This window comes from Clostridium zhoujianii (genome assembly GCF_051590805.1).
Classification (GTDB): domain Bacteria; phylum Bacillota; class Clostridia; order Clostridiales; family Clostridiaceae; genus Clostridium.
This window is the reverse complement of the sequence record NZ_JBPUTF010000001.1, coordinates 2,421,080-2,441,307: the sequence shown is the minus strand read 5'-3', so window position 1 is coordinate 2,441,307 and position 20,228 is coordinate 2,421,080. Positions and strand designations below refer to the sequence as shown.

Genomic DNA, 20,228 nt, shown 5'->3' with positions numbered 1-20,228 from the left:
TATGGAATTAAAAAGTATATTATTAGAATATAAAAAAGCAACAGAAGAATTGATTGCCGCAATAAAAAAAGAAGATAGCGGGGAAGAATTTATTGAAAAAAGAGAAGTGTTAATAAATAAAATTAAGGATATGTCTTTTAGTCAAGAAGAGTTAAGAACCATCTATAATGAGATAAATTTATTAGAGATAGAGAAAGAAGCTTATGCTGTAATAAATAATGAAAAAACTAAAGTTAAAGAAGAATTGATTAGCTTAAAGAAGAAAAGAGAAGCTAATAATAGTTATAGAAATAATTTTAGAAATATAAATATTTTAAACACAAAGATATAAAGGTTTATTTTTAGAGTACGATATATTAATTAGACAGGTTATTTACAAAAATATTTAAAAAAAAGTATAAAGTTATTAGTAAATAATCCGAATATATAATTATAAAGCTTAAGCGATAAAAAACTCTTAGGAGTATTTTATAAATAATAATGCCAAGGATGGCAAATAATTAAAATTCAAGGAGGAATTTATTATGATTATCAATCACAATATGAATGCGTTAAACGCACACAGAAACATGGGGATTAACAACACATCTGCAGGTAAGTCAATGGAGAAATTAAGCTCAGGTTTAAGAATAAACAGAGCTGGAGATGACGCTGCTGGATTATCAATCTCAGAAAAGATGAGAGGACAAATCAGAGGATTAGATCAAGCTTCAAGAAACTCTCAAGATGGTATCTCAATGATACAAACAGCAGAAGGTGCTTTAAATGAAACTCATAACATTCTTCAAAGAATGAGAGAATTAGCAGTTCAAGCATCAAATGATACTAATGTTACAGCAGATAGAACTGCTATTGCTAACGAAGTAGAAGCATTACAAGAAGAAATAACAAGAATAGCTACACAAACTGAGTTCAATACTCAAGCTATGTTTAGCTCAGGATCTACAACTGTTACATTACAAGTAGGAGCAAATTGTGGACAAACAATCAGTGTTAGCTTTGGAGCTATGTCAGCAGGAGCATTAACTGTTAGTGCAATGAGCGCTGCAATGTCAACACAAGCAGGAGCAACAGCTGCAATTTCTACAATCAATGTTGCATTAGAAGCAGTATCTTCTGAAAGATCTAAACTAGGAGCTATCCAAAATAGATTAGAACATACAATTGCAAATGTTAATAATGCATCTGAAAACTTAACAGCTGCAGAATCAAGAGTTAGAGACGTTGATATGGCTAAGGAAATGATGACATTCTCTAAGAATAACATTCTTAACCAAGCTGCTCAAGCAATGCTTGCACAAGCTAATCAACAACCTCAAGGAGTTCTTCAATTATTAAGATAATCTTAATAATTTTAGGAACATTAAAAAGGAGTGAGAGTTATATCTCACTCCTTTTTTCTTCTATAAAGATAAATGATTTTAGAGTGCAAACTTGATTAAAGAAAAAGGAGTAAATACCGATAATTTAATATTATGAATTAGAGGAGAGAAAATCATGTTATTAAGTATTTCTATGATTGTTAAAAATGAAGAGAAAAATTTACATAAATCATTAAGTGCTATTAAAGCGTTAGATGGAAAGATAGACTATGAGATTGTAATAGTTGATACTGGAAGTAATGATAAAACAATAGAAATAGCAAGAGAATATACTAATAAGGTATATGAGCATAAATGGACAGGGGATTTTTCAGAAATGAGAAATATTAGTATTAAGTATTGCAAGGGGAAATGGATATTAGTATTAGATGCTGATGAAGTTTTAGAAAATCCTATTGAGTTAATTAGATTTTTAAATTCAAAGGAAAACATTAAATATCAATGTGCAGCAGTAAAGTTTAAAAATATTATATCAGATAAAGAAGACAATTATTTAATAGGTAGTTTGGTTAGATTGTTTAAGAATACTAAAGATACATACTATACAGGAATAATTCATGAGCAACCTAACATTATTAATCCTGTTAGCCCTACTAACATTACATTTATTCATTATGGATATTCAAGAGAAGATTTTGAAGTAATGAAATATAAATATGAAAGAAATTTAGAACTTTTAAAGAAGGACTTAGTAGAAGGAAAAGATGAAATATATACATTATTTCAGCTAGCACAAACATATTCCATGGCAAATGAGAATTTACAAGCTTTAAAGTCAATATATAGAGCTTTTAAATTAGTACAAAAAGAAGAGAATATAAAAAGATATTTATATGTTTATCATTTTTATGCCAGAGAGCTGCTTGCTCAGAATTATTTTGAAAAATCCATTGAAGTATGTGAAGAAGCTATTAAACTTAGTAAGTGCCATTTAGATTTTTATTATTTATTAGCCAGAGCCTACAGATTGCTTGATAGGTATAAAGAGGCCGAATTGTATTTTAAAGAGTATTTTAACTTACATAATAAAATCGAGAATGGGTATATAGTTGAAGATATAAGTGTTGCATGTTTTTCATTTTCTAGAAAGAATGAAATGATAAGGGAAAGAGTATTAAACAACTATAAAATGGAAGATTATGATAAGGTGATAAATTGTTTCACAGAATTAAATGAAGATTCTTATAGAAATGAAGTAAAAGAAATATATATATATTCTTTATTAAAGCTAGATTATTTTAATGAAATAAAAGAATTTCTAAAAGATAAGTCTATAGAAGATAAAGATATACAGAGCTTAGTTAATATTATTGAAAAATTATATAGCGAGGAATCTGAAGAAGACTTTAATGAAAAAGTTGAATATTTATTATTAATAGACAAAAGGTTGAGAAAGTATATAGAAATTGTATATTTTAATTTAGATACAGATGTTGATGAAATAAATTATAATGAGTTTTATTTATGGAAAGTTGATTTGCTGAAGACGTCAATAATTACAGATGATAACTTAGAAAAGAATATACTTTCATTAAGAGAGCAAGATATAAGATTATATATTAATCATATTGTTGGTGATTATAATTGTTTGAAGAAGTTATATGATTATAGTAAAAATAATATATTATGTGATGATTTAGAAGTTTTAACCTTAGTTAATTGTATTGAAGAAGTTTTAGTAGTTAATAATTCTATAAATAATGAAAAGTATGAAGATTTAGTAAATAGAATTTATATAAATAAAAACTATTACATTAATAGAACATATAACAGTGAAATATTACAAAGTGAGTATGTAGGTAGGATTTTATCTAAATATGAATACTTTTGGTTTATAATAAATAAAAGTTTAGATATTTATAATGAGGATAAAATAGGGTATATAAACAATTTGAAAAAACTATTGAAAGAAGTTCCAGAGTATAAAAGGGTAGTAGAGTACTATTTAAATGAAATAAGTAAAAATCCAATAAGCGAAGAAATGATTAGGGAAAAAGAAAATTTACTTGTGGTAGTAGAAGGGTTGGTATCAGAAAATAGAGTAGGTGAAGCGGAAGAAATCTTATTACAATTAAAAGATATATTTAAATTTGATGTTACTATATTAAATTCCTTAGGTGTAGTTAAATATATTAATGGAGATTACTATGATGCTATAAAGTTAGTTGCACTTGCAGATACTTTAGAGGATAACTTTAATGTTAAATACAATTTAGCATCTTTATTAAATGAAGTAAATAAAAAAGAGTTAGCAAATAAATATTTCAAAGAAGCCTATAATCTGTGCGAAGATGATGAGTTAAGGGATAATATTTACAGTATAATTAACAAGTAAAGTAATTTGAGGTACGATATGATATCAATATGTATGATTGTTAAAAATGAAGGAGAAATTTTAAGGAGAAGTCTTGATGAATTATCTAAACATAATTATGAAATAATTATAGTAGATACTGGTTCAACAGATGATACAAAGAAAGTTGCATTAGAATATACAAAAAATATTTTTGACTATAGTTGGGATAATAATTTTAGTAATGCAAGGAATTTTTCTATTAGTAAAGCAACTAATAGTATAGTTTTGATAATAGATGCAGATGAGGTTGTTATAGATTTAGATAAGAAGGTTTTAGAGAAAACAATATTAGAAAATGCAGACAAAGTCGGACGGATATTAATAAGAAATGAATATGTTAGAAATGGTAAAAAACAGGCTTATACTGGATATATAAATAGACTTTTTAATAAAGAGTTATTTGAATATGAAGGAAATATTCATGAGCAAGTTGTAAGTAGAAATAAAAAACCTTATAAAACCTTTGAATTGCCTATAAAAATAAATCATTATGGATATTCCGATAAGGAAATTGATAGGAAAAATAAAACTAAAAGAAATATAGAAATGCTTAGAGGGGAATTAGAGAAGAGATATGATCCATATTTACTATATCAATTAGGGAAAAGTTTCTATACAGAAGGTAATTATATGGAAGCAGAAATTAACTTTAAAGAAGCATTAAAATTCGATTTGAATAATAATCTTGAATATGTAGAAGACTTAATTGAAAGTTATGGATATACATTGATAAATCAGGCAAAATATAGGGAAAGTAGTGAAATACTAAAAGTATATGAATACTTTAAGGAATCAGCAGATTTTATTTTCTTGATTGGACTAATTTATATGAATAATGGTTATTTTTTTGAGGCAATAAGAGAATTTGAAAATGCAAAGTTATTGAAAAGAAATAAAATGGATGGAGTAAATAGTTATCTGGCAAATTATAATATAGCTGTAATAAATGAATGTTTAGGAAATTTTAAAGAGGCATTATTATATTATGATTTGTGCGGAGATTATGAAAATGCTATTGAAAGAAGAGAAAGATTGAAACGTATATAGGGATCTATATACATAATTAGATAAAGTAATTGTGAAATATTAATAAAGAGGGATTAAAAAACTATGAGATTAAATATAAAGCGTAAAATTTTAGAACTAATAACTACTATTGAAGAAGGTATTAATTATGCTGAGAGTAATGGTGGAGAAAAAGCAAAGGCAATGTTTAAGGAGTGCATTGAGGCACTAATGTATTTATCCAATATTATTGAAGGGGAAAGTAAATTATCGATAATAATAGAAGAAATAATTAAGAAAAGTTATGCTGCTATTAATATGGCCAAGGATAATAATTTGTTAAGAGATGCAGTTGATTCGGTAAAGATTAGTATAAATAAGTTGAAAAATAGTATTATAAATGAAGTTGATACACAAATAGAAGTTGTATTTATGCCATATAAAGTATCAATGTGGGATTCCTTAGAGAGCATATGGAGAGAAGCGAAAGATGATCCAGAGTGTTCATGTCGTGTGGTCCCAATACCCTATTATGAGAAAGATGCTAAAGGTAATATTTCTGAATTATACTATGAAGGTGATGAATTTTCAAAAGATATAAATATTACATCCTATAAGGATTATGATTTTGAAAGGATAGAACCAGATATTATATATATACATAACCCATATGATCAATATAATATTTTAACAATGGTAGATTATAGATTTTTCTCATCTAATCTTTCGAAGTATACTGATATGCTGGTATATGCACCCTATTACATATCGGGAAGCTATAAGGATGAGAAGGAACATAGAATTTTCAGTGTACTTCCTGGAACAATAAATGCAACAAAAATTATTGCTCAATCAAGTGTAGATGCGCAAGCTTTTATTAATAATGGACATGATCCTGAAAAAATATTAAATTTAGGATCGCCAAAATTTGATTCTATACTTCAAACTTGTGAAAAAAAATGCGAAATTCCTGAAGATTTAAAGAATATAATAAAAGACAAAAAAGTTTTTCTTTTAATAACAACTATAGATGATATATTATCAGAGGAAAATTGGGTAAAAGATTTAGATGAAATATTAAGTAATTTTATAGATGATAGCTCTTCTTGTGTTATTTGGAGACCACATCCTCTTACAGACATTACATTGAAGACTATGAGAACAGATTTTGTAAAAGGATATAATGAACTTAAAGATAAGATATCAAAGTATGATAATATTATCCTGGATACAAATAATCAAGTGTATAATTCTATAATGATATCAGATGCCTTGATAAGCGGGAATAGTTCAGTTATGTTTGAGTATGCAATCACTGGAAAGCCAATTTTAGCATTGATGAGGAATGAATTAACTGATAAAGAAAGGTTATATTGTATGGATTATTTAGGAAATTATTTTCTGAATGATGGAATAAGCATATGTGATTTTAAAGATATGGTATTAAATGGTCAAGATCCTAAAAAAGAAGAAAGAATTAAGAGATTGAAAAGCAGCGTAACTAATATTGATGGAACCTGTGGTAGAAAGATTCATGAGAATATAAAGAGAGAAGTATTAAATTTAAATATGTATTTATAAATGCTAGATTAAGTCTAGCATTTTTTTTTTGTTACAATATCATGTAAACCATGAAAGAATAGGAGGATGAATAATTACACTTAATAGTTAAGAGGAGCGGAAAGTATCCGATAATTAAGGGGTAAATTATTTAAGTATAAGTTGTTGAAAAAACATTTAATTATAAGAAAATAAGTTGAAATTGAATATATAATAATGATGAATGCAGTATATATTTTTAATTAGCTATTTAATAATAACATGAAATTAGAGGGATTGTTTTTATAGAAAAACTCAATAACCTTTAATATATAAAGAATAAGTAGAGATTATATTATAATATTTTGAACTAATAGTAAGGGAGATATTTATATGAATAAAGAGAAAATAAAGGAATATATAAAGGAGAGTATAAATACGGGACTAATAAAGGACGCTTATGATCTTATTTTGCAATATAAAAAAACATTTGGGTATGAAGACGAAATAGCAAGTATGGAGGCAATCGTAAATATTTATGATCAAAACTATGATAAAGCAATGGTATGTGTTAAAGAAGGACTTAGATTAAATATTTTCAATAGTGATTTATATTACACTATGGGTAATATTTATGAATTAAAAAATGAATACAATAGAGCATATTTATGTTATGAACAGGCATTAAGATATTCATCAAGCGATGAAAATAAAAAAGTTATTTTTAGTGCAATAAGTAATCTTAAGCTTCAATACAATATAGATGTAAATAATTACTCTATTGTTATATTAACATATAACAATTTGGATTATACAAAAATATGTATAGATAGTATTAAACGTTATAGTTGTAATGAGGATTATGAAATTATTGTTGTAGATAATAATTCAACTGATGGAACTGTTGAGTGGCTAAGAGATCAAAGTGGGATCAAGTACATATTGAATAATGAAAATAAAGGATTTCCAACAGGCTGTAATCAAGGAATAGAATTTGCGGAAAAGGGGAATGATATATTCCTTTTAAATAATGATACTGTAATAATGCCTAATTCTATCTTTAATTTAAGGATGGGATTATATTCAGAGGAGAGTGTGGGGGCTACAGGATCAGTAAGCAATAAAGTATCATATTATCAAGAAATAGAAGAAATATATGATGATTTTGATGGATATATGAATTTTTCACTGATTAATAATATAGTTAATGAAGACTTTTATGAAGAAAGAATTAAGCTAGTAGGATTTGCAATGTTGATAAAAAGAAATGCTTTAGATAAAGTTGGACTGCTAGATGAAAGGTTCACACCGGGTAATTTTGAAGATGATGATTTAAGTTTGAGAATTTTAAGGGAAGGATATAAATTATTACTTTGCAAGGATAGTTATATTCATCATTTCGGTAGTGTTAGCTTCGGTAAAGATATGAACAAATATAGAAAATTAATATTAGAAAATTCCAAAAAGTTTGAGGAGAAGTGGGGATTTAAAAATGAATATGCAACTAATTTAATATATGACCTTTTAAATAAGATAGATACGGATAGATTAAGAACTAAAGAAAATATTAATATTTTAGAGATAGGCTGCGGATTAGGTGCAACGTTAATGAAGATAAAAAATGTAATTCCTAATGCAAATATTTATGGTATTGAAAATAGTGAAGAAATTTTAAATATTATAAAAGATATAGAAACATTAGTAGAGGTTAAATCCTTAGGAAATGCTAATTTCAAGGATGTAATATTTGATGTGATTATTAGTTCGAAAGATGATATGGAGGCATGTATTAATAGTTTAAAAAGTAATATTTGTAGTAATTCTCAAATTATAAGAAAAGATTATATTTACAATCAAGAAAATACAGAATCTACTGGTGAGGAAACAGTAATTAATGATGATGGAAGTGTAAAGTTCTATAGCTTGAAACAAGGATCATATTTAGGGGAAAGATATAATATAACTGATGTTGAGGCGGTATCTATAGGAAGTAATGTAACTATAAAAGATGGATCTTGGTTTAATGTTTGTGTTCCAAATCCCAATAAAGAAAAAAGAATAATAATAAATGATGGGTGTACTATTGGAAGTAGATTTTCAATTTCTGTTTCGAAAAAATGTATTATTGAACGAAATGTACTAATTGGACCTAATGTTTATATATCAGATTGCGATCATATTTATGAAAATATAGGAATACCAATTATGAATCAAGGAATAACATCTACGACAAATGAAGTTATTATAGGGGAAAATTCGTGGATAGGAGTAAATTCAGCTATAGTTGGAAATGTGCATATAGGTAAGGGATGTGTAGTAGGAGCTAATAGCTATGTGACAAAAGATGTTCCAGATTACTCCGTAGTTGGAGGAAATCCAGCAAGAATATTAAAAATGTATGATACTGTTACACAAGGTTGGATTCCTGTTAAAAATGAAAATGAAATAAAAAAAATAATACAAAACAGAAAAGAACAACCTTTAATATCTATATGTATACCTACCTTTAACAGGGAGAAAGAGTTAGAGAAGTGCTTAGAATCGATATATACACAAATAGGAAATGATAGCTTGTTTGAAGTGTTTATTTCAAACAATAATTCTCAGGATGGTACTGAAAAGATAATTAAAAGATATGAAAAGTTATATAATAATTTAACATATCATAAAAATGAAGAAAATATTGGTGGAGATAAAAATATTGCTTTAGTCATAGAAAAATCAAAAGGTAAGTATATTATGGTGCATGGAGATGACGATTATTTTAAAGATAATACTATATATCAGATAATGAATATTATAAATACAAATTTAAAACAATCTATATTCTTTTTAAATGTACTTAGTAATGATAATAAGGCCGAGGCTTTTAGTGGAATAAATGAATTTTTAAAGAATACTTCAATTAATGCTGGGTTTATTTCATCAATAATAATGAAAAGGGAAGAATATAAAAAAGTTCAAGAGCCATTTAAATTTATGGATAGTGGATTCAATCAAATATACTTACAATATATGATATTATTGCAGAATCCTGAATTTATTATAATAAATAGTCCGATTTTTACGTACGAAGGTAATAATCCATATGGGTATAATTTTGGAAGAGTCTTCATAAAGAGCTATCTAGATATTATAAACTATATTAAAGAATACGGATTGGATGAAGAAAATATACGAGAAGATAAACAGAAAATATTACAAAGTACTATATTACCATGGTACAAATATATAGTTGAAAATAAATTAGATATTGATATTAGTGGATTTGATGAATATTTTACTGAGTATTATAAGGATGAAATATATTTTAAAGAATTATGTGAGGTAATACAGGAAATAAGAAAATCAGGCGAGAGTTCATAGAGATCTTATCTTTTAATAATGAATGTATATTAATTATTAGAGAGGGTGTGGGCTATTAGATAAAGGTAAAAATGAAATAACTAAAAGTAAGGGTAAAGATTCAAAATAAGTATGAATAATACCAGTATATTCAAATTGATCAGAATTGTAGAGGACAATTTAGGTGCAAAATACAGTAGATTGAAAATAGATCGTTATAGAAAAAGCTATTTTAATTTTAGATAGAGAGAGATGTGTAAAAGATGAAGGTTGTAATACTTGCGGGTGGATATGGTACAAGAATATCAGAGGAATCTCATTTAAGACCTAAGCCTATGATTGAAATTGGGGGTAACCCTATATTATGGCATATAATGAAATATTATTCACACTATGGATTCAATGAATTTATAATTTGTTGTGGATATAAAGGGTATATGATAAAGGAATATTTTGCAAACTATTACTTACATAGGTCAGATATTACTTTTGATTTTACGGAAAATAATAAGATGACTATCCATTCTAATATAGCGGAACCTTGGAAGGTAACGTTAGTTGATACAGGATTAGATACAATGACTGGTGGACGATTAAAAAGAGTTCAAAATTATATAGGTAATGAAACATTTATGCTTACATATGGAGATGGATTGTGCGATGTTAATATAAATGATTTATTAGAATTCCATAAAAAAAAGAACAAGGTAGCGACAATAACAGCTATACAGCCAGGAGGTCGGTTTGGAGTCTTGAATATAGGTGAAGATAATTCAACAATCACCTCTTTTGCGGAAAAATCTAAAGAAGATGGTGGATGGATTAATGGAGGTTATATGGTTTTAGAACCAAGAATATTTGATTATATTGAAGGTGATGAAACATTTCTAGAAAAAGAACCATTAGAGAATTTAGCAAGAGAAAATATGCTTAGTGCATTTAAACACAATGGTTTCTGGCAGTGTATGGATACTCAAAGAGATAAAGAGGTATTGGAAAAAATTTGGAAGAGTGGCAAAACTTCATGGAAAAAGTGGTAAATTATTAATGGAGTTTAAGACTCAAATAATTTATAAATATTAAAATAGAGGTTAAAGTGAATGAGTAGAATAGAAAGATGTTGTATATGCAATCAAAGAACAAAAAATGTATACAATATACAGTTTAAAGAAGTTATAGGAATGTCAAAAGAATATCTTCAAAATATAGATATATGTGAAAAATGTGGTTTTATATTTACTGCCAATCCGTTTTCTAATGAGCAATTTGAAAGAAGGTATAAAGAAATATCAAAGTATGAGTATGATTCTTCTGACTATTGCTTAGATGAAGATAAAACATATACAGGAAGATGTGAAAGGCAGTATAAATTTATTAAGAATAATATTAGTGATTTCAATTCAGTTTTAGAAATCGGAGCAGCCTCTGGATATAATTTAAGCCTATATAGGGATTATAATAAAGATGTATTCGGTATAGAACCATCAAAAATAAATGTGAAGTTGGCTAAAGATAATTATGATGTTGAAATGTTTTGTGGAATGTTTGAAGAGTATCTGGAAATGAATATACAAAAAAAGTATGATTTAATTTTTTTATCTCATGTATTAGAACATATTGTTAATCCATCAGATTTTATAAGGGAAATTAGAAAAATAAATAATAAGTTTATATTTATTGAGGTTCCAAGTTTAGATTGTAAAACTTTAGATGAGCCTTTTGGAACATTTTGTGAAGAGCATGTAAATTATTTCACAATGGAGAGTCTAGTTAATTTAATGCAAAAAAATGGATATAGGTTGATCGATATGAATTTAGTATTTGGAAATAATTTTAGACTTCCTGCTGGATGGCCAGCTATTTCATCTTTATGGATTAAAAGTGAAGTCTATGAACCCAAATTAAAGCTAGTTAAGAATAGCTTTAATATATTAGTAGAATATATAAAAACTAGTGAAAATGAATTTAAGCAAATTAAAGCTCTTATTGATAAGATTGATGATAATGCTAAATTAGCGGTATGGGGCACTGGTAACCACACATCTAAATTATTAGGAGAAACAAGTTTAAGTGAAAAAAATATAGTGAAGTTTTATGATTCAGATACAAAAAAACAAGTATATAGAATGATGGATAGAAATATAGAAAAATTTAATCCAGAAGATATTACAAAAGGAGAAATTGATACAATCTTAATTAGTACATATGTGTTTCAAGAGGAAATAAAAGAATATATTGATAACTTTAATATAAAGTGCAATGTAATAACATTATATTAATATATAGTATATATGGCCTTAGAATATACATTTTTTATAAATACAAATAAGGTTTATAAAATGTGATGAAATATTATGATTGAGCAGGTGAGAGTATGAAAATCAAGGTTGCGGAATATATAGCAAAGTTTTTTAGTGAAAATGGTATAGAACATATATTTACTATAACTGGTGGTGGAGCGATGCATTTAAACGATGCATTTGGACACCACGATAAAATAAAATGTATATATAATCATCATGAACAAGCTTCTGCTATAGCTGCAGAAGCTTATACAAGGCTTACAAATAAATTAGCAGGAGTCTGTGTAACGTCTGGTCCGGGTGGTACAAATGCTATTACTGGGGTTTTAGGCGGGTGGCTTGATTCTATTCCAATGTTTGTAGTTTCAGGGCAAGTAAAGATGGCGACTACTGTTAGTTCAACAGAGCTACCATTACGACAATTAGGAGATCAAGAATTTGATATAGTAAGTTGTGTAAAAACAATGACTAAATATGCAAAGATGATTACTAGTGCAGAGGAAATAAGATATCATCTTGAAAAGGCATTATACCTAGCTCTTAATGGGAGGCCAGGACCTGTGTGGCTAGATATTCCTTTAGACATTCAAGCAGCTATTATTGATACTGAGAATTTGAAGGGATATGATTGGAAAGAGGATATTGTTGAAAATTCAATAATTAAAGATGATAAAATATTTGATGATATTTTAGAAAAAATAAAGAATTCAAAGAGGCCAGTAATATTAGCTGGGTCTGGAATAAGATTATCAGGGTGTCATAAAGAGTTTATAGAGTTAGTAGAAAAATTAAATATCCCAGTAGTAACGGCATGGAATGCTCACGATAATTTGTGGGATGACCATAGATTATATTGTGGTAGACCTGGCACTATTGGCACTAGGGGCGGAAATTTTGTAGTGCAGAATAGTGATTTATTAATATCATTAGGATGCAGATTAAATATAAGGCAGATTAGTTATAATTGGGAGGAGTTTGCGAAGAAAGCATACAAGATAGTAGTTGATATTGATGAAGCGGAGTTGATGAAACCAACTTTAAAAATAGATATGCCTATTCATGCAAATGTTAAAGATATAATTAATGGATTATTACATAAAAAAATAAATTTAGATATTGATAAACATAAAGAGTGGCTAAGATGGAGTAAAAATATAAATATAGAGTATCCAGTAGTTCTGAAAGACTTCTATAAAACATCAGTTCCGGTAAATCCTTATGTATTTATGAGAGAATTATTTGAGTGTTTAGAGGAGAATGAGGTTATTGTTACTGGAAATGGAAGTGCTTGTGTTTGTTCTTTTCAAGCAGCTTATTTGCAAAAAGGGCAAAGGTTATTTACTAATTCGGGATGTGCAAGTATGGGATATGGATTGCCAGCGGCATTTGGTGCAAGTGTTGCTTTGAATGGGAAAAGAGTTATATGTCTTGATGGAGATGGTAGTATTCAAATGAACATTCAGGAGTTACAAACGATAGTACATCATAAGAGTAATATGAAAATATTTTGGTTAAATAATGATGGGTATCATTCAATTAGGCAAACACAGACAAATTTATTTAAAGGTAATTTAGTTGGTATAAATGGAGAAACAGGACTTAGTATACCAGAAGCTGAGAGAATAGCCCTCGCTTATGGTATTAAGTATTTCAAAATACATAAACATGAAGAATTGAAGGATATAGTTGATAAAGTTATAATGTCAGATGGTCCAGTTATTTGTGAAGTGGTTTTAGATAGTGGCCAAAACTTTGAGCCAAAATTATCATCAAAAGTATTACCAAATGGAGATATAGTATCACCATCAATTGATGACATGTATCCATTTTTAGAAAGAGAAGAATATGAGAAGAATATTCTAAGATAACAAAGGAGTAAGTCATGAATAATAATGAATTAAGAATGTTAGAAATTTTAAGAGAGTTAAAAGAGAAGTTTAACATATTAGGGGTTAAATCAGAATTTGAAGCAGAAGGTACTAGAACTGATGAAATAGTAAGATTAAATGAAATAATATACAGGGCAGATCTAGATTCATATATTAAAATAGGTGGATGCGAGGCTGTAAGAGATATTGACTATACAAGAGTTATTGGAGCAAAAGGTATAATGGCGCCGATGATAGAGACACCTTTTGCAATGAAAAAATTTGTACAATCATTTAAAAAAGTTTATGGAGAAAAAAATAATAAAGTAGTAATTATTAATATAGAAACAAAGACAGCTCTTGAAAACTTAAATGACATTCTAGATGTAGGTGAGGGATTCTTGGATGTTGTATGTGTTGGAAGAGTTGATCTGTCAGCATCGTTAGGGTTAACTAGGGCTGATATTAATAGTGATGTTATTTATGAATATGTGAAGACAGTAGCTGAAGCTACTAAGAAGAGGAAGATGATAATGGCAATTGGAGGAGGCATATCTCCTGAAGCAATTCCTTTTCTTAAAAAAATAGATAATGATATTGATAGGTTCGAAACTAGAAAAATAATTTTTCCTAAAAGGGCGGTGGGGGATAGATACAATGAAGCAATAAGACTTTCAATGGAATTTGAAATATTATACTTAAATAATAAACGTGATTATTATAGTGTAATGGCTAATGAGGATATTAGTAGATTAGAGATGCTTGAAAAAAGATTTACGGAGCTATAGAAATTAGTTAAAAGAGTACTATAATGATATTATTCTATTATATTATGATGATTGGAGTGGAAGTATGATAAAAAAAGCCTTAATAACTGGAGGGGCTAGAGGTATAGGAAAGGCTATAGCTGATAAGTTTAAAGCAGCAGGATATGAAGTATATACACCAACAAGAATGGAATTGGATTTAGCTAATAGTAAATCAGTAGATGAGTATATAGAAAAAAATAAGGATGTATATTTTTCTATAATAATAAATAATGCGGGAATAAATATTGTAAATAAGATAGAAGATACTGAGGTTGATACACTTGATGAGACAATGATGGTTAATCTAATATCACCTATAAAACTTATTAAAGCTTTTATACCGAAAATGAAGGCAAATAATTATGGAAGAATAGTGAATGTTGGATCTATATGGGCAATTGTATCAAAAGAAGGACGGGGTATATATTCAGCAACTAAGAATGGTATTCATGGAATTACTAATACGGTAGCACTTGAAGGTGGAAAATATAACGTATTGATTAATACTGTATGTCCTGGATTTACAATTACAGAGTTAACAATGCAAAACAATACAAAAGAGGAGATTGAATACATCTCAGAGCAGGTACCATTAAAAAGGATGGCTAAGCCAGAAGAAATTGCAAGTTTTATATATTATCTAGGATCTGATGAAAATACATATATTACAGGTCAGAAAATTGCGATTGATGGAGGGTTCACAGTAAGATGAATATAGAATCGTATCTTAAGAATTATAAAGTAAACATTGAAGAAGATTTTAATTTTATTGATCAATTAAAGGAAAAGCAGAATAAATTATTTGTTATTGATAAGAATGTATATAATTTATATAAAGAAGATTTATTTAGTGATATAGATAAAGAGAATGTCTACCTACTGGATGCAGTAGAAGAAAAGAAGAATATAGAAACTGTACTAAAAATTTGTGAAAAGTTCACACAAATGAGCGCAAAAAGAAATGCTTTATTAATTGCTATAGGTGGTGGAATAGTACAAGATGTGACAGGGTTTGTTTCTAGTATACTATATAGAGGAATAGGGTGGATATTTGTGCCAACTACCCTTTTATCTGCTTGCGATAGTTGTATTGGATCTAAAACATCTTTAAATTATAAAAACTATAAAAATCTTCTAGGAACATTTTATCCTCCAGATGAGCTATATATCTGTACAAAGTTTTTTGATACATTAACAAATATTGATTTTAATAGTGGTCTAGGTGAAGTTGTTAAATTCAATGTTATGGGAGGAGAAGATAGTATAGTAGATATTGAAAGTAATATCGAAAAACTTATTTTGAGAGATTCAAAAACATTAAATAAATTTGTGAAGAAATCACTAGAGTTTAAAAAACCATTTATTGAAGATGATGAGTTTGATAAAGGAAATAGAATATATCTAAATTTTGCACATACATTTGGTCATGCATTTGAGACTGTGAGTCAATATAAGATTCCACATGGACTTGCGGTAGTATTAGGAATGCTTATAGCTAATAGAATATCAGCTCAAAGAGGAATTCTTGATGAGAATATAGTAGCTAGAATAGAGAAAATATGTAAAGAAATTTTAGTTGTAAAAATCGAAAGTGAATGGTTTGATGTAAACTTAATTGTTGATGCTATTAGAAAAGATAAAAAACAAACAAATGAGTCTTTAACAGCTGTTCTTTTATATAATAACTTTGAAATTGGTTTGTTTAATAATATTTCAGATGAAGAATTAAGAATAAGCTTTAAATATGTACAAAAAATTATAGAAGAGTAAGGGAGCTACTATGAAAAAAGTTGTGATAACTGGTGCAACTGGTATGATTGCAGTAGCATTAATAAATTATCTTATAAAAAAAGATATTGAAGTACTAGCTATTTGTAGGCCAAATTCAACTAAAATAAAAAATATTCCGCAGAATAAGTTAGTTAATATTTTAGAATGTGATATTAACAATTTAAAAGAATTAAAACAAAATATTAATGGAAAATATGATGCTTTTTTTCATTTTGCTTGGGCAGGTACATTTGGTGAGGAAAGAAATGATACATATTTACAAAATTTAAATATTACTTATACATTAGATGCTGTTCAGTTAGCTAGTTATTTAGGATGTAATGTTTTCATAGGTGCAGGCTCACAGGCAGAGTATGGAATAGTAAATGGAGATTTATCTAGTGACACACCTACTAATCCTGAGAATGGATATGGGATTGCTAAGTATTCAGCAGGAAAACTTAGCGCTATTTATGCTAAGCAACTTAATATAAAACATATATGGGCTAGAATATTAAGTGTATATGGACCTAATGATAATAATTATACTATGATTATGACAGCGATAAATAAGTTACTTATTGGAGAAAAACCTATTTTTACAAAAGGTGAGCAACAGTGGGATTATTTATACTGTGACGATGCTGCAAGAGCGTTATATTTAATGGCTATTAAAGGGAAAAATCAAAAAACTTACTCATTAGGCAGTGGTACTCATAGGACTATTAAAGAGTATATAGATGTTCTTAGAGTATGTATAGGTAGTGATTGCCAAGTTGGGTTTGGAGAAATACCATATTCTGAAAATCAAGTTATGTATCTATGTGCTGATATAAGTGAGTTAACAAAGGATACAGGATTTATACCGAAAATATCATTTGAAGAAGGAATAAAAAATACTATCAAGTATTGTGAAAAAAACATCTAAGTATTTTTATTGATAGTAGATGGAGGAAGTTGAATGGAAAAAGTATTTGAGAGTATATATAGAAATAAGAAAGTATTTATAACAGGACACACAGGATTCAAAGGTACTTGGTTAAGTTTATGGCTAAAAGAGTTAGGAGCGGAATTGTTAGGGTATTCTTTAGAACCTAATACGGAGCCAAGTATGTTCAAGTTATGTAATATGGAAAATAATATTACCAGTGTTATAGGAGATATTAGAGATAGCGAAAAACTAGAAAAAACAATTGTAGAATTTAAACCAGATATAATTTTTCATTTAGCAGCACAACCTTTAGTTAGATTATCATATAGGGATCCAAAGAACACATATGAAACAAATGTTATAGGTACTTTAAATGTTTATGAAGCCGCTAGAAAATGTAGTTCAGTAAAAGCGATAGTATCTATAACAACAGATAAATGTTATGAAAATAAAGAGTGGTCATATGGATACAGAGAGATAGATCCAATGGGGGGATACGATCCCTATAGCTCAAGTAAAGGGTGTGCAGAGATTTTAACTTCGTCATATAGAAACAGCTTCTTTAATGAACTGGGAGTAGGAATAGCATCAACTAGAGCTGGTAATGTTATTGGAGGAGGAGATTGGGCTGAAGATAGACTGATTCCGGATTTTGTACGAGCTGTTTCTAAGGATGAGACTTTATTTATCAGAAATCCAATGGCAACAAGGCCATGGCAGCATGTACTTGAGCCACTCTCAGGGTATTTATGGCTTGGAGCATCACTACTCCATGATAAAGAAAAATTTAGTTCTGGATGGAACTTTGGACCTAATTATAATGATATATTAAGCGTTGAAGCAATACTAAATTTAGCTATAAGTAGTTGGGGTAAAGGTAGATATGATTTTGATAAATCTCTACAGCCACATGAAGCTAATTTACTTAAGCTTGATATAAGTAAAGCAATGGCAGAACTAAAGTGGCAACCAGTTTACAATGTAGAAGCAGCAGTGAAAAATACAATAGATTGGTATAAAAAATATTATGATAACAAATTTGCGGATATGAAACAATTTACTATAAATCAAATAAGAGAATACGTTCAAGAAGCTAATAAGAAGAAAATATTATGGAGCGTGGAATAGTGGATAACAAAAGAAATCAAATACTAGAATTATCTAAAGTATACTTTAATGAAATAAATAATAAAAAAGTTCTTGTTCCTGGGGTTAATTATATACCGCCCTCAGGTAAAATAGTAGATGCAGATGATCTATCTAACATTATTGATGCATCATTAGATATGTGGCTTACATCAGGTAGATATGGGGAAGAATTTGAAAAAGAATTTCCTAAGTTTTTAGGTTCAAAATATTGTGCACTAGTTAATTCTGGTTCATCAGCAAATTTAGTTGCTATGACAGCATTAACTTCGCATAAATTAGGAGATAAGAGATTAAGACCAGGAGATGAAGTGATAACAGTTGCAGCAGGTTTCCCAACAACCATATCACCAATAATTCAAAATGGCTTAGTACCAGTATTTATTGATATAGATTTAGCAACATACGATTTTGATGAAGATATGATTGAAAAAGCTATATCTGATAAGACAAAAGCAATATTTATGGCTCATACATTGGGAAATCCTTTTAATTTGGATGTTATTATGAAGATAGCAAAGAAATATGATTTATGGGTAATAGAAGATAACTGTGATGCTTTAGGTGCTAGATATAATGGAGAGTATACTGGAAATTTTGGACATATTTCAACATATAGCTTCTATCCAGCTCATCATATAACTATGGGTGAGGGGGGAGCTGTAGTAACGAATGATGCTAGATTATTTAAGATAATAAAATCAATAAGAGATTGGGGAAGAGATTGTGTATGTCCTCCCGGGAAGGATAACTTATGTAATAATAGATTCACTCAAAAACATGGAGATTTACCAATAGGTTATGATCATAAATATGTATATTCACATTTAGGATATAATCTTAAAGTTTCAGATATGCAAGCTGCAATTGGGGTATCTCAATTAAAGAAATTACCCATGTTTATAGAAAAAAGACAAGAAAATTTCAAAAAGTTATATAATGGATTAAAGCTATTAGAAGAGTATATAATTTTACCTAAAGCCACAAAAAATAGCCAACCAAGTTGGTTTGGATTTACAATTACAGTAAAAGAAAGTGAGAAATTTAATAGAAGCGATTTAGTTAAATTTTTGGAAAGTAATAAAATTGGGACAAGGTTACTATTTGCAGGAAACATAATAAAACAACCTGTATTTACTGAGAATAATTATAGATATAGGGTTGTGGGAGACCTAGTGAACACAGATATTGTTATGAACAATACTTTTTGGATTGGAGTATGGCCTGGTATAACAGATGAATGTATAGAATATATAGTTGAGAAGTTTAAAGAATATTTCACAATTTAATAGATGCTCTACATTAGTGAATTTGAATGTGCGTAGGAGGTATGTGTGACTATTTTATCAGGAAATTTTAAAATGTATTAATAGTAGTAAGTGTTAAAAGATAAATATAACAAATATAAGTTTATTATAATTGAAATACAAGTAAATTATATTACTAGAAAGATTAAGGGGGATTAGTATATGAATATAGGTGAATTATCAATTAATATGAATCAACAAGTACTTAAACAAGCAGTAAGTCTTTCGGTAATGAAGATTGGAATGAATTCAAATCAAGATATGATGAATCAAATGACAAAGATGATTGGAGAGGTGGCCATTGATCCTAATTTGGGGAGAACTATTGATTTAAGAGTATAAGGGGGTGAGTATTCACTCCTTTCTTGTTTTACATGATAAAGGTAATTTAGATATAGCTGCTTAAAGCTTGTATCATTTAGCATATTTTTTATAAGAATATTTATAAAGTAGTGGGTAAAGATTAT

16 protein-coding genes are annotated in these 20,228 nt (G+C 28.2%); all 16 read left to right on the top strand.

Annotation, left to right across the window (positions count from 1 at the left end; translation table 11 throughout):
- Nucleotide 1 precedes the first annotated feature (1 nt).
- The 16 genes from ACSYT2_RS11495 (at nucleotide 2) to ACSYT2_RS11420 (ending at nucleotide 20,103) form a co-directional block, all read left to right on the top strand.
- Nucleotides 2–331 (top strand): hypothetical protein, encoded by a 330-nt coding sequence (locus ACSYT2_RS11495; protein ID WP_438384813.1) that lies wholly within the window; start codon nucleotides 2–4, stop codon nucleotides 329–331.
- Between the two features lie 193 nt (nucleotides 332–524).
- Nucleotides 525–1,343, top strand: a complete 819-nt coding sequence (locus ACSYT2_RS11490; RefSeq protein WP_438384812.1) for a flagellin N-terminal helical domain-containing protein — start codon at nucleotides 525–527, stop codon at nucleotides 1,341–1,343.
- A 154-nt stretch (nucleotides 1,344–1,497) separates the two neighbouring features.
- Nucleotides 1,498–3,717, top strand: coding sequence for a glycosyltransferase (locus ACSYT2_RS11485; protein WP_438384811.1), 2,220 nt, complete (start codon nucleotides 1,498–1,500; stop codon nucleotides 3,715–3,717).
- An 18-nt stretch (nucleotides 3,718–3,735) separates the two neighbouring features.
- On the top strand, nucleotides 3,736–4,785 hold the full coding sequence (locus ACSYT2_RS11480) for a glycosyltransferase (protein WP_430855343.1): 1,050 nt from the start codon (nucleotides 3,736–3,738) through the stop codon (nucleotides 4,783–4,785).
- 63 nt (nucleotides 4,786–4,848) lie between these two features.
- Entirely contained in the window at nucleotides 4,849–6,324 is a 1,476-nt protein-coding gene (locus tag ACSYT2_RS11475) for a CDP-glycerol glycerophosphotransferase family protein (RefSeq protein ID WP_438384810.1), read from the top strand.
- 351 nt (nucleotides 6,325–6,675) lie between these two features.
- Nucleotides 6,676–9,648: a glycosyltransferase gene (locus ACSYT2_RS11470; protein ID WP_438384809.1), complete on the top strand. Its 2,973-nt coding sequence runs from the start codon at nucleotides 6,676–6,678 to the stop codon at nucleotides 9,646–9,648.
- Between the two features lie 242 nt (nucleotides 9,649–9,890).
- Nucleotides 9,891–10,667 carry a glucose-1-phosphate cytidylyltransferase gene (gene rfbF, locus ACSYT2_RS11465; protein WP_438384808.1) on the top strand — a complete coding sequence of 259 codons (777 nt, stop codon included), beginning with the start codon at nucleotides 9,891–9,893 and terminating at the stop codon, nucleotides 10,665–10,667.
- 60 nt (nucleotides 10,668–10,727) lie between these two features.
- On the top strand, nucleotides 10,728–11,906 hold the full coding sequence (locus ACSYT2_RS11460) for a class I SAM-dependent methyltransferase (protein WP_438384807.1): 1,179 nt from the start codon (nucleotides 10,728–10,730) through the stop codon (nucleotides 11,904–11,906).
- Nucleotides 11,907–12,001: 95 nt separating this feature from the next.
- Nucleotides 12,002–13,798, top strand: coding sequence for a thiamine pyrophosphate-binding protein (locus tag ACSYT2_RS11455; RefSeq protein ID WP_438384806.1), 1,797 nt, complete (start codon nucleotides 12,002–12,004; stop codon nucleotides 13,796–13,798).
- A 14-nt stretch (nucleotides 13,799–13,812) separates the two neighbouring features.
- A complete protein-coding gene (locus ACSYT2_RS11450) occupies nucleotides 13,813–14,586 on the top strand; it encodes an aldolase/citrate lyase family protein (RefSeq protein WP_438384804.1) in 774 nt (257 codons plus the stop codon).
- A gap of 64 nt (nucleotides 14,587–14,650) precedes the next feature.
- Nucleotides 14,651–15,319 (top strand): SDR family NAD(P)-dependent oxidoreductase, encoded by a 669-nt coding sequence (locus ACSYT2_RS11445; RefSeq protein ID WP_438384803.1) that lies wholly within the window; start codon nucleotides 14,651–14,653, stop codon nucleotides 15,317–15,319.
- Nucleotides 15,316–16,377 carry an AroB-related putative sugar phosphate phospholyase (cyclizing) gene (locus ACSYT2_RS11440; RefSeq protein ID WP_438384802.1) on the top strand — a complete coding sequence of 354 codons (1,062 nt, stop codon included), beginning with the start codon at nucleotides 15,316–15,318 and terminating at the stop codon, nucleotides 16,375–16,377. The genes ACSYT2_RS11445 and ACSYT2_RS11440 overlap by 4 nt, the downstream gene beginning before the upstream one ends.
- A gap of 10 nt (nucleotides 16,378–16,387) precedes the next feature.
- Nucleotides 16,388–17,305, top strand: coding sequence for an NAD-dependent epimerase/dehydratase family protein (locus ACSYT2_RS11435; RefSeq protein ID WP_438384801.1), 918 nt, complete (start codon nucleotides 16,388–16,390; stop codon nucleotides 17,303–17,305).
- 33 nt (nucleotides 17,306–17,338) lie between these two features.
- Complete coding sequence (rfbG, locus tag ACSYT2_RS11430) at nucleotides 17,339–18,436, top strand: CDP-glucose 4,6-dehydratase (protein ID WP_438384800.1); 1,098 nt, start codon at nucleotides 17,339–17,341, stop codon at nucleotides 18,434–18,436.
- Entirely contained in the window at nucleotides 18,421–19,743 is a 1,323-nt protein-coding gene (gene rfbH, locus ACSYT2_RS11425; protein WP_438384799.1) for a lipopolysaccharide biosynthesis protein RfbH, read from the top strand. Before rfbG ends, rfbH begins: the two co-directional genes overlap by 16 nt.
- 180 nt (nucleotides 19,744–19,923) lie before the next feature.
- Nucleotides 19,924–20,103, top strand: coding sequence for a YjfB family protein (locus ACSYT2_RS11420; protein WP_438384798.1), 180 nt, complete (start codon nucleotides 19,924–19,926; stop codon nucleotides 20,101–20,103).
- Nucleotides 20,104–20,228 lie beyond the last annotated feature (125 nt).

Bases quoted from the DNA above. Each gene is read 5' to 3' on its own strand.
- ACSYT2_RS11495 (WP_438384813.1), top strand. From the start codon at position 2: ATGGAATTAAAAAGTATATTATTAGAATATAAAAAAGCAACAGAAGAA.
- ACSYT2_RS11490 (WP_438384812.1), top strand. From the start codon at position 525: ATGATTATCAATCACAATATGAATGCGTTAAACGCACACAGAAACATG.
- ACSYT2_RS11485 (WP_438384811.1), top strand. From the start codon at position 1,498: ATGTTATTAAGTATTTCTATGATTGTTAAAAATGAAGAGAAAAATTTA.
- ACSYT2_RS11480 (WP_430855343.1), top strand. From the start codon at position 3,736: ATGATATCAATATGTATGATTGTTAAAAATGAAGGAGAAATTTTAAGG.
- ACSYT2_RS11475 (WP_438384810.1), top strand. From the start codon at position 4,849: ATGAGATTAAATATAAAGCGTAAAATTTTAGAACTAATAACTACTATT.
- ACSYT2_RS11470 (WP_438384809.1), top strand. From the start codon at position 6,676: ATGAATAAAGAGAAAATAAAGGAATATATAAAGGAGAGTATAAATACG.
- rfbF (WP_438384808.1), top strand. From the start codon at position 9,891: ATGAAGGTTGTAATACTTGCGGGTGGATATGGTACAAGAATATCAGAG.
- ACSYT2_RS11460 (WP_438384807.1), top strand. From the start codon at position 10,728: ATGAGTAGAATAGAAAGATGTTGTATATGCAATCAAAGAACAAAAAAT.
- ACSYT2_RS11455 (WP_438384806.1), top strand. From the start codon at position 12,002: ATGAAAATCAAGGTTGCGGAATATATAGCAAAGTTTTTTAGTGAAAAT.
- ACSYT2_RS11450 (WP_438384804.1), top strand. From the start codon at position 13,813: ATGAATAATAATGAATTAAGAATGTTAGAAATTTTAAGAGAGTTAAAA.
- ACSYT2_RS11445 (WP_438384803.1), top strand. From the start codon at position 14,651: ATGATAAAAAAAGCCTTAATAACTGGAGGGGCTAGAGGTATAGGAAAG.
- ACSYT2_RS11440 (WP_438384802.1), top strand. From the start codon at position 15,316: ATGAATATAGAATCGTATCTTAAGAATTATAAAGTAAACATTGAAGAA.
- ACSYT2_RS11435 (WP_438384801.1), top strand. From the start codon at position 16,388: ATGAAAAAAGTTGTGATAACTGGTGCAACTGGTATGATTGCAGTAGCA.
- rfbG (WP_438384800.1), top strand. From the start codon at position 17,339: ATGGAAAAAGTATTTGAGAGTATATATAGAAATAAGAAAGTATTTATA.
- rfbH (WP_438384799.1), top strand. From the start codon at position 18,421: ATGGAGCGTGGAATAGTGGATAACAAAAGAAATCAAATACTAGAATTA.
- ACSYT2_RS11420 (WP_438384798.1), top strand. From the start codon at position 19,924: ATGAATATAGGTGAATTATCAATTAATATGAATCAACAAGTACTTAAA.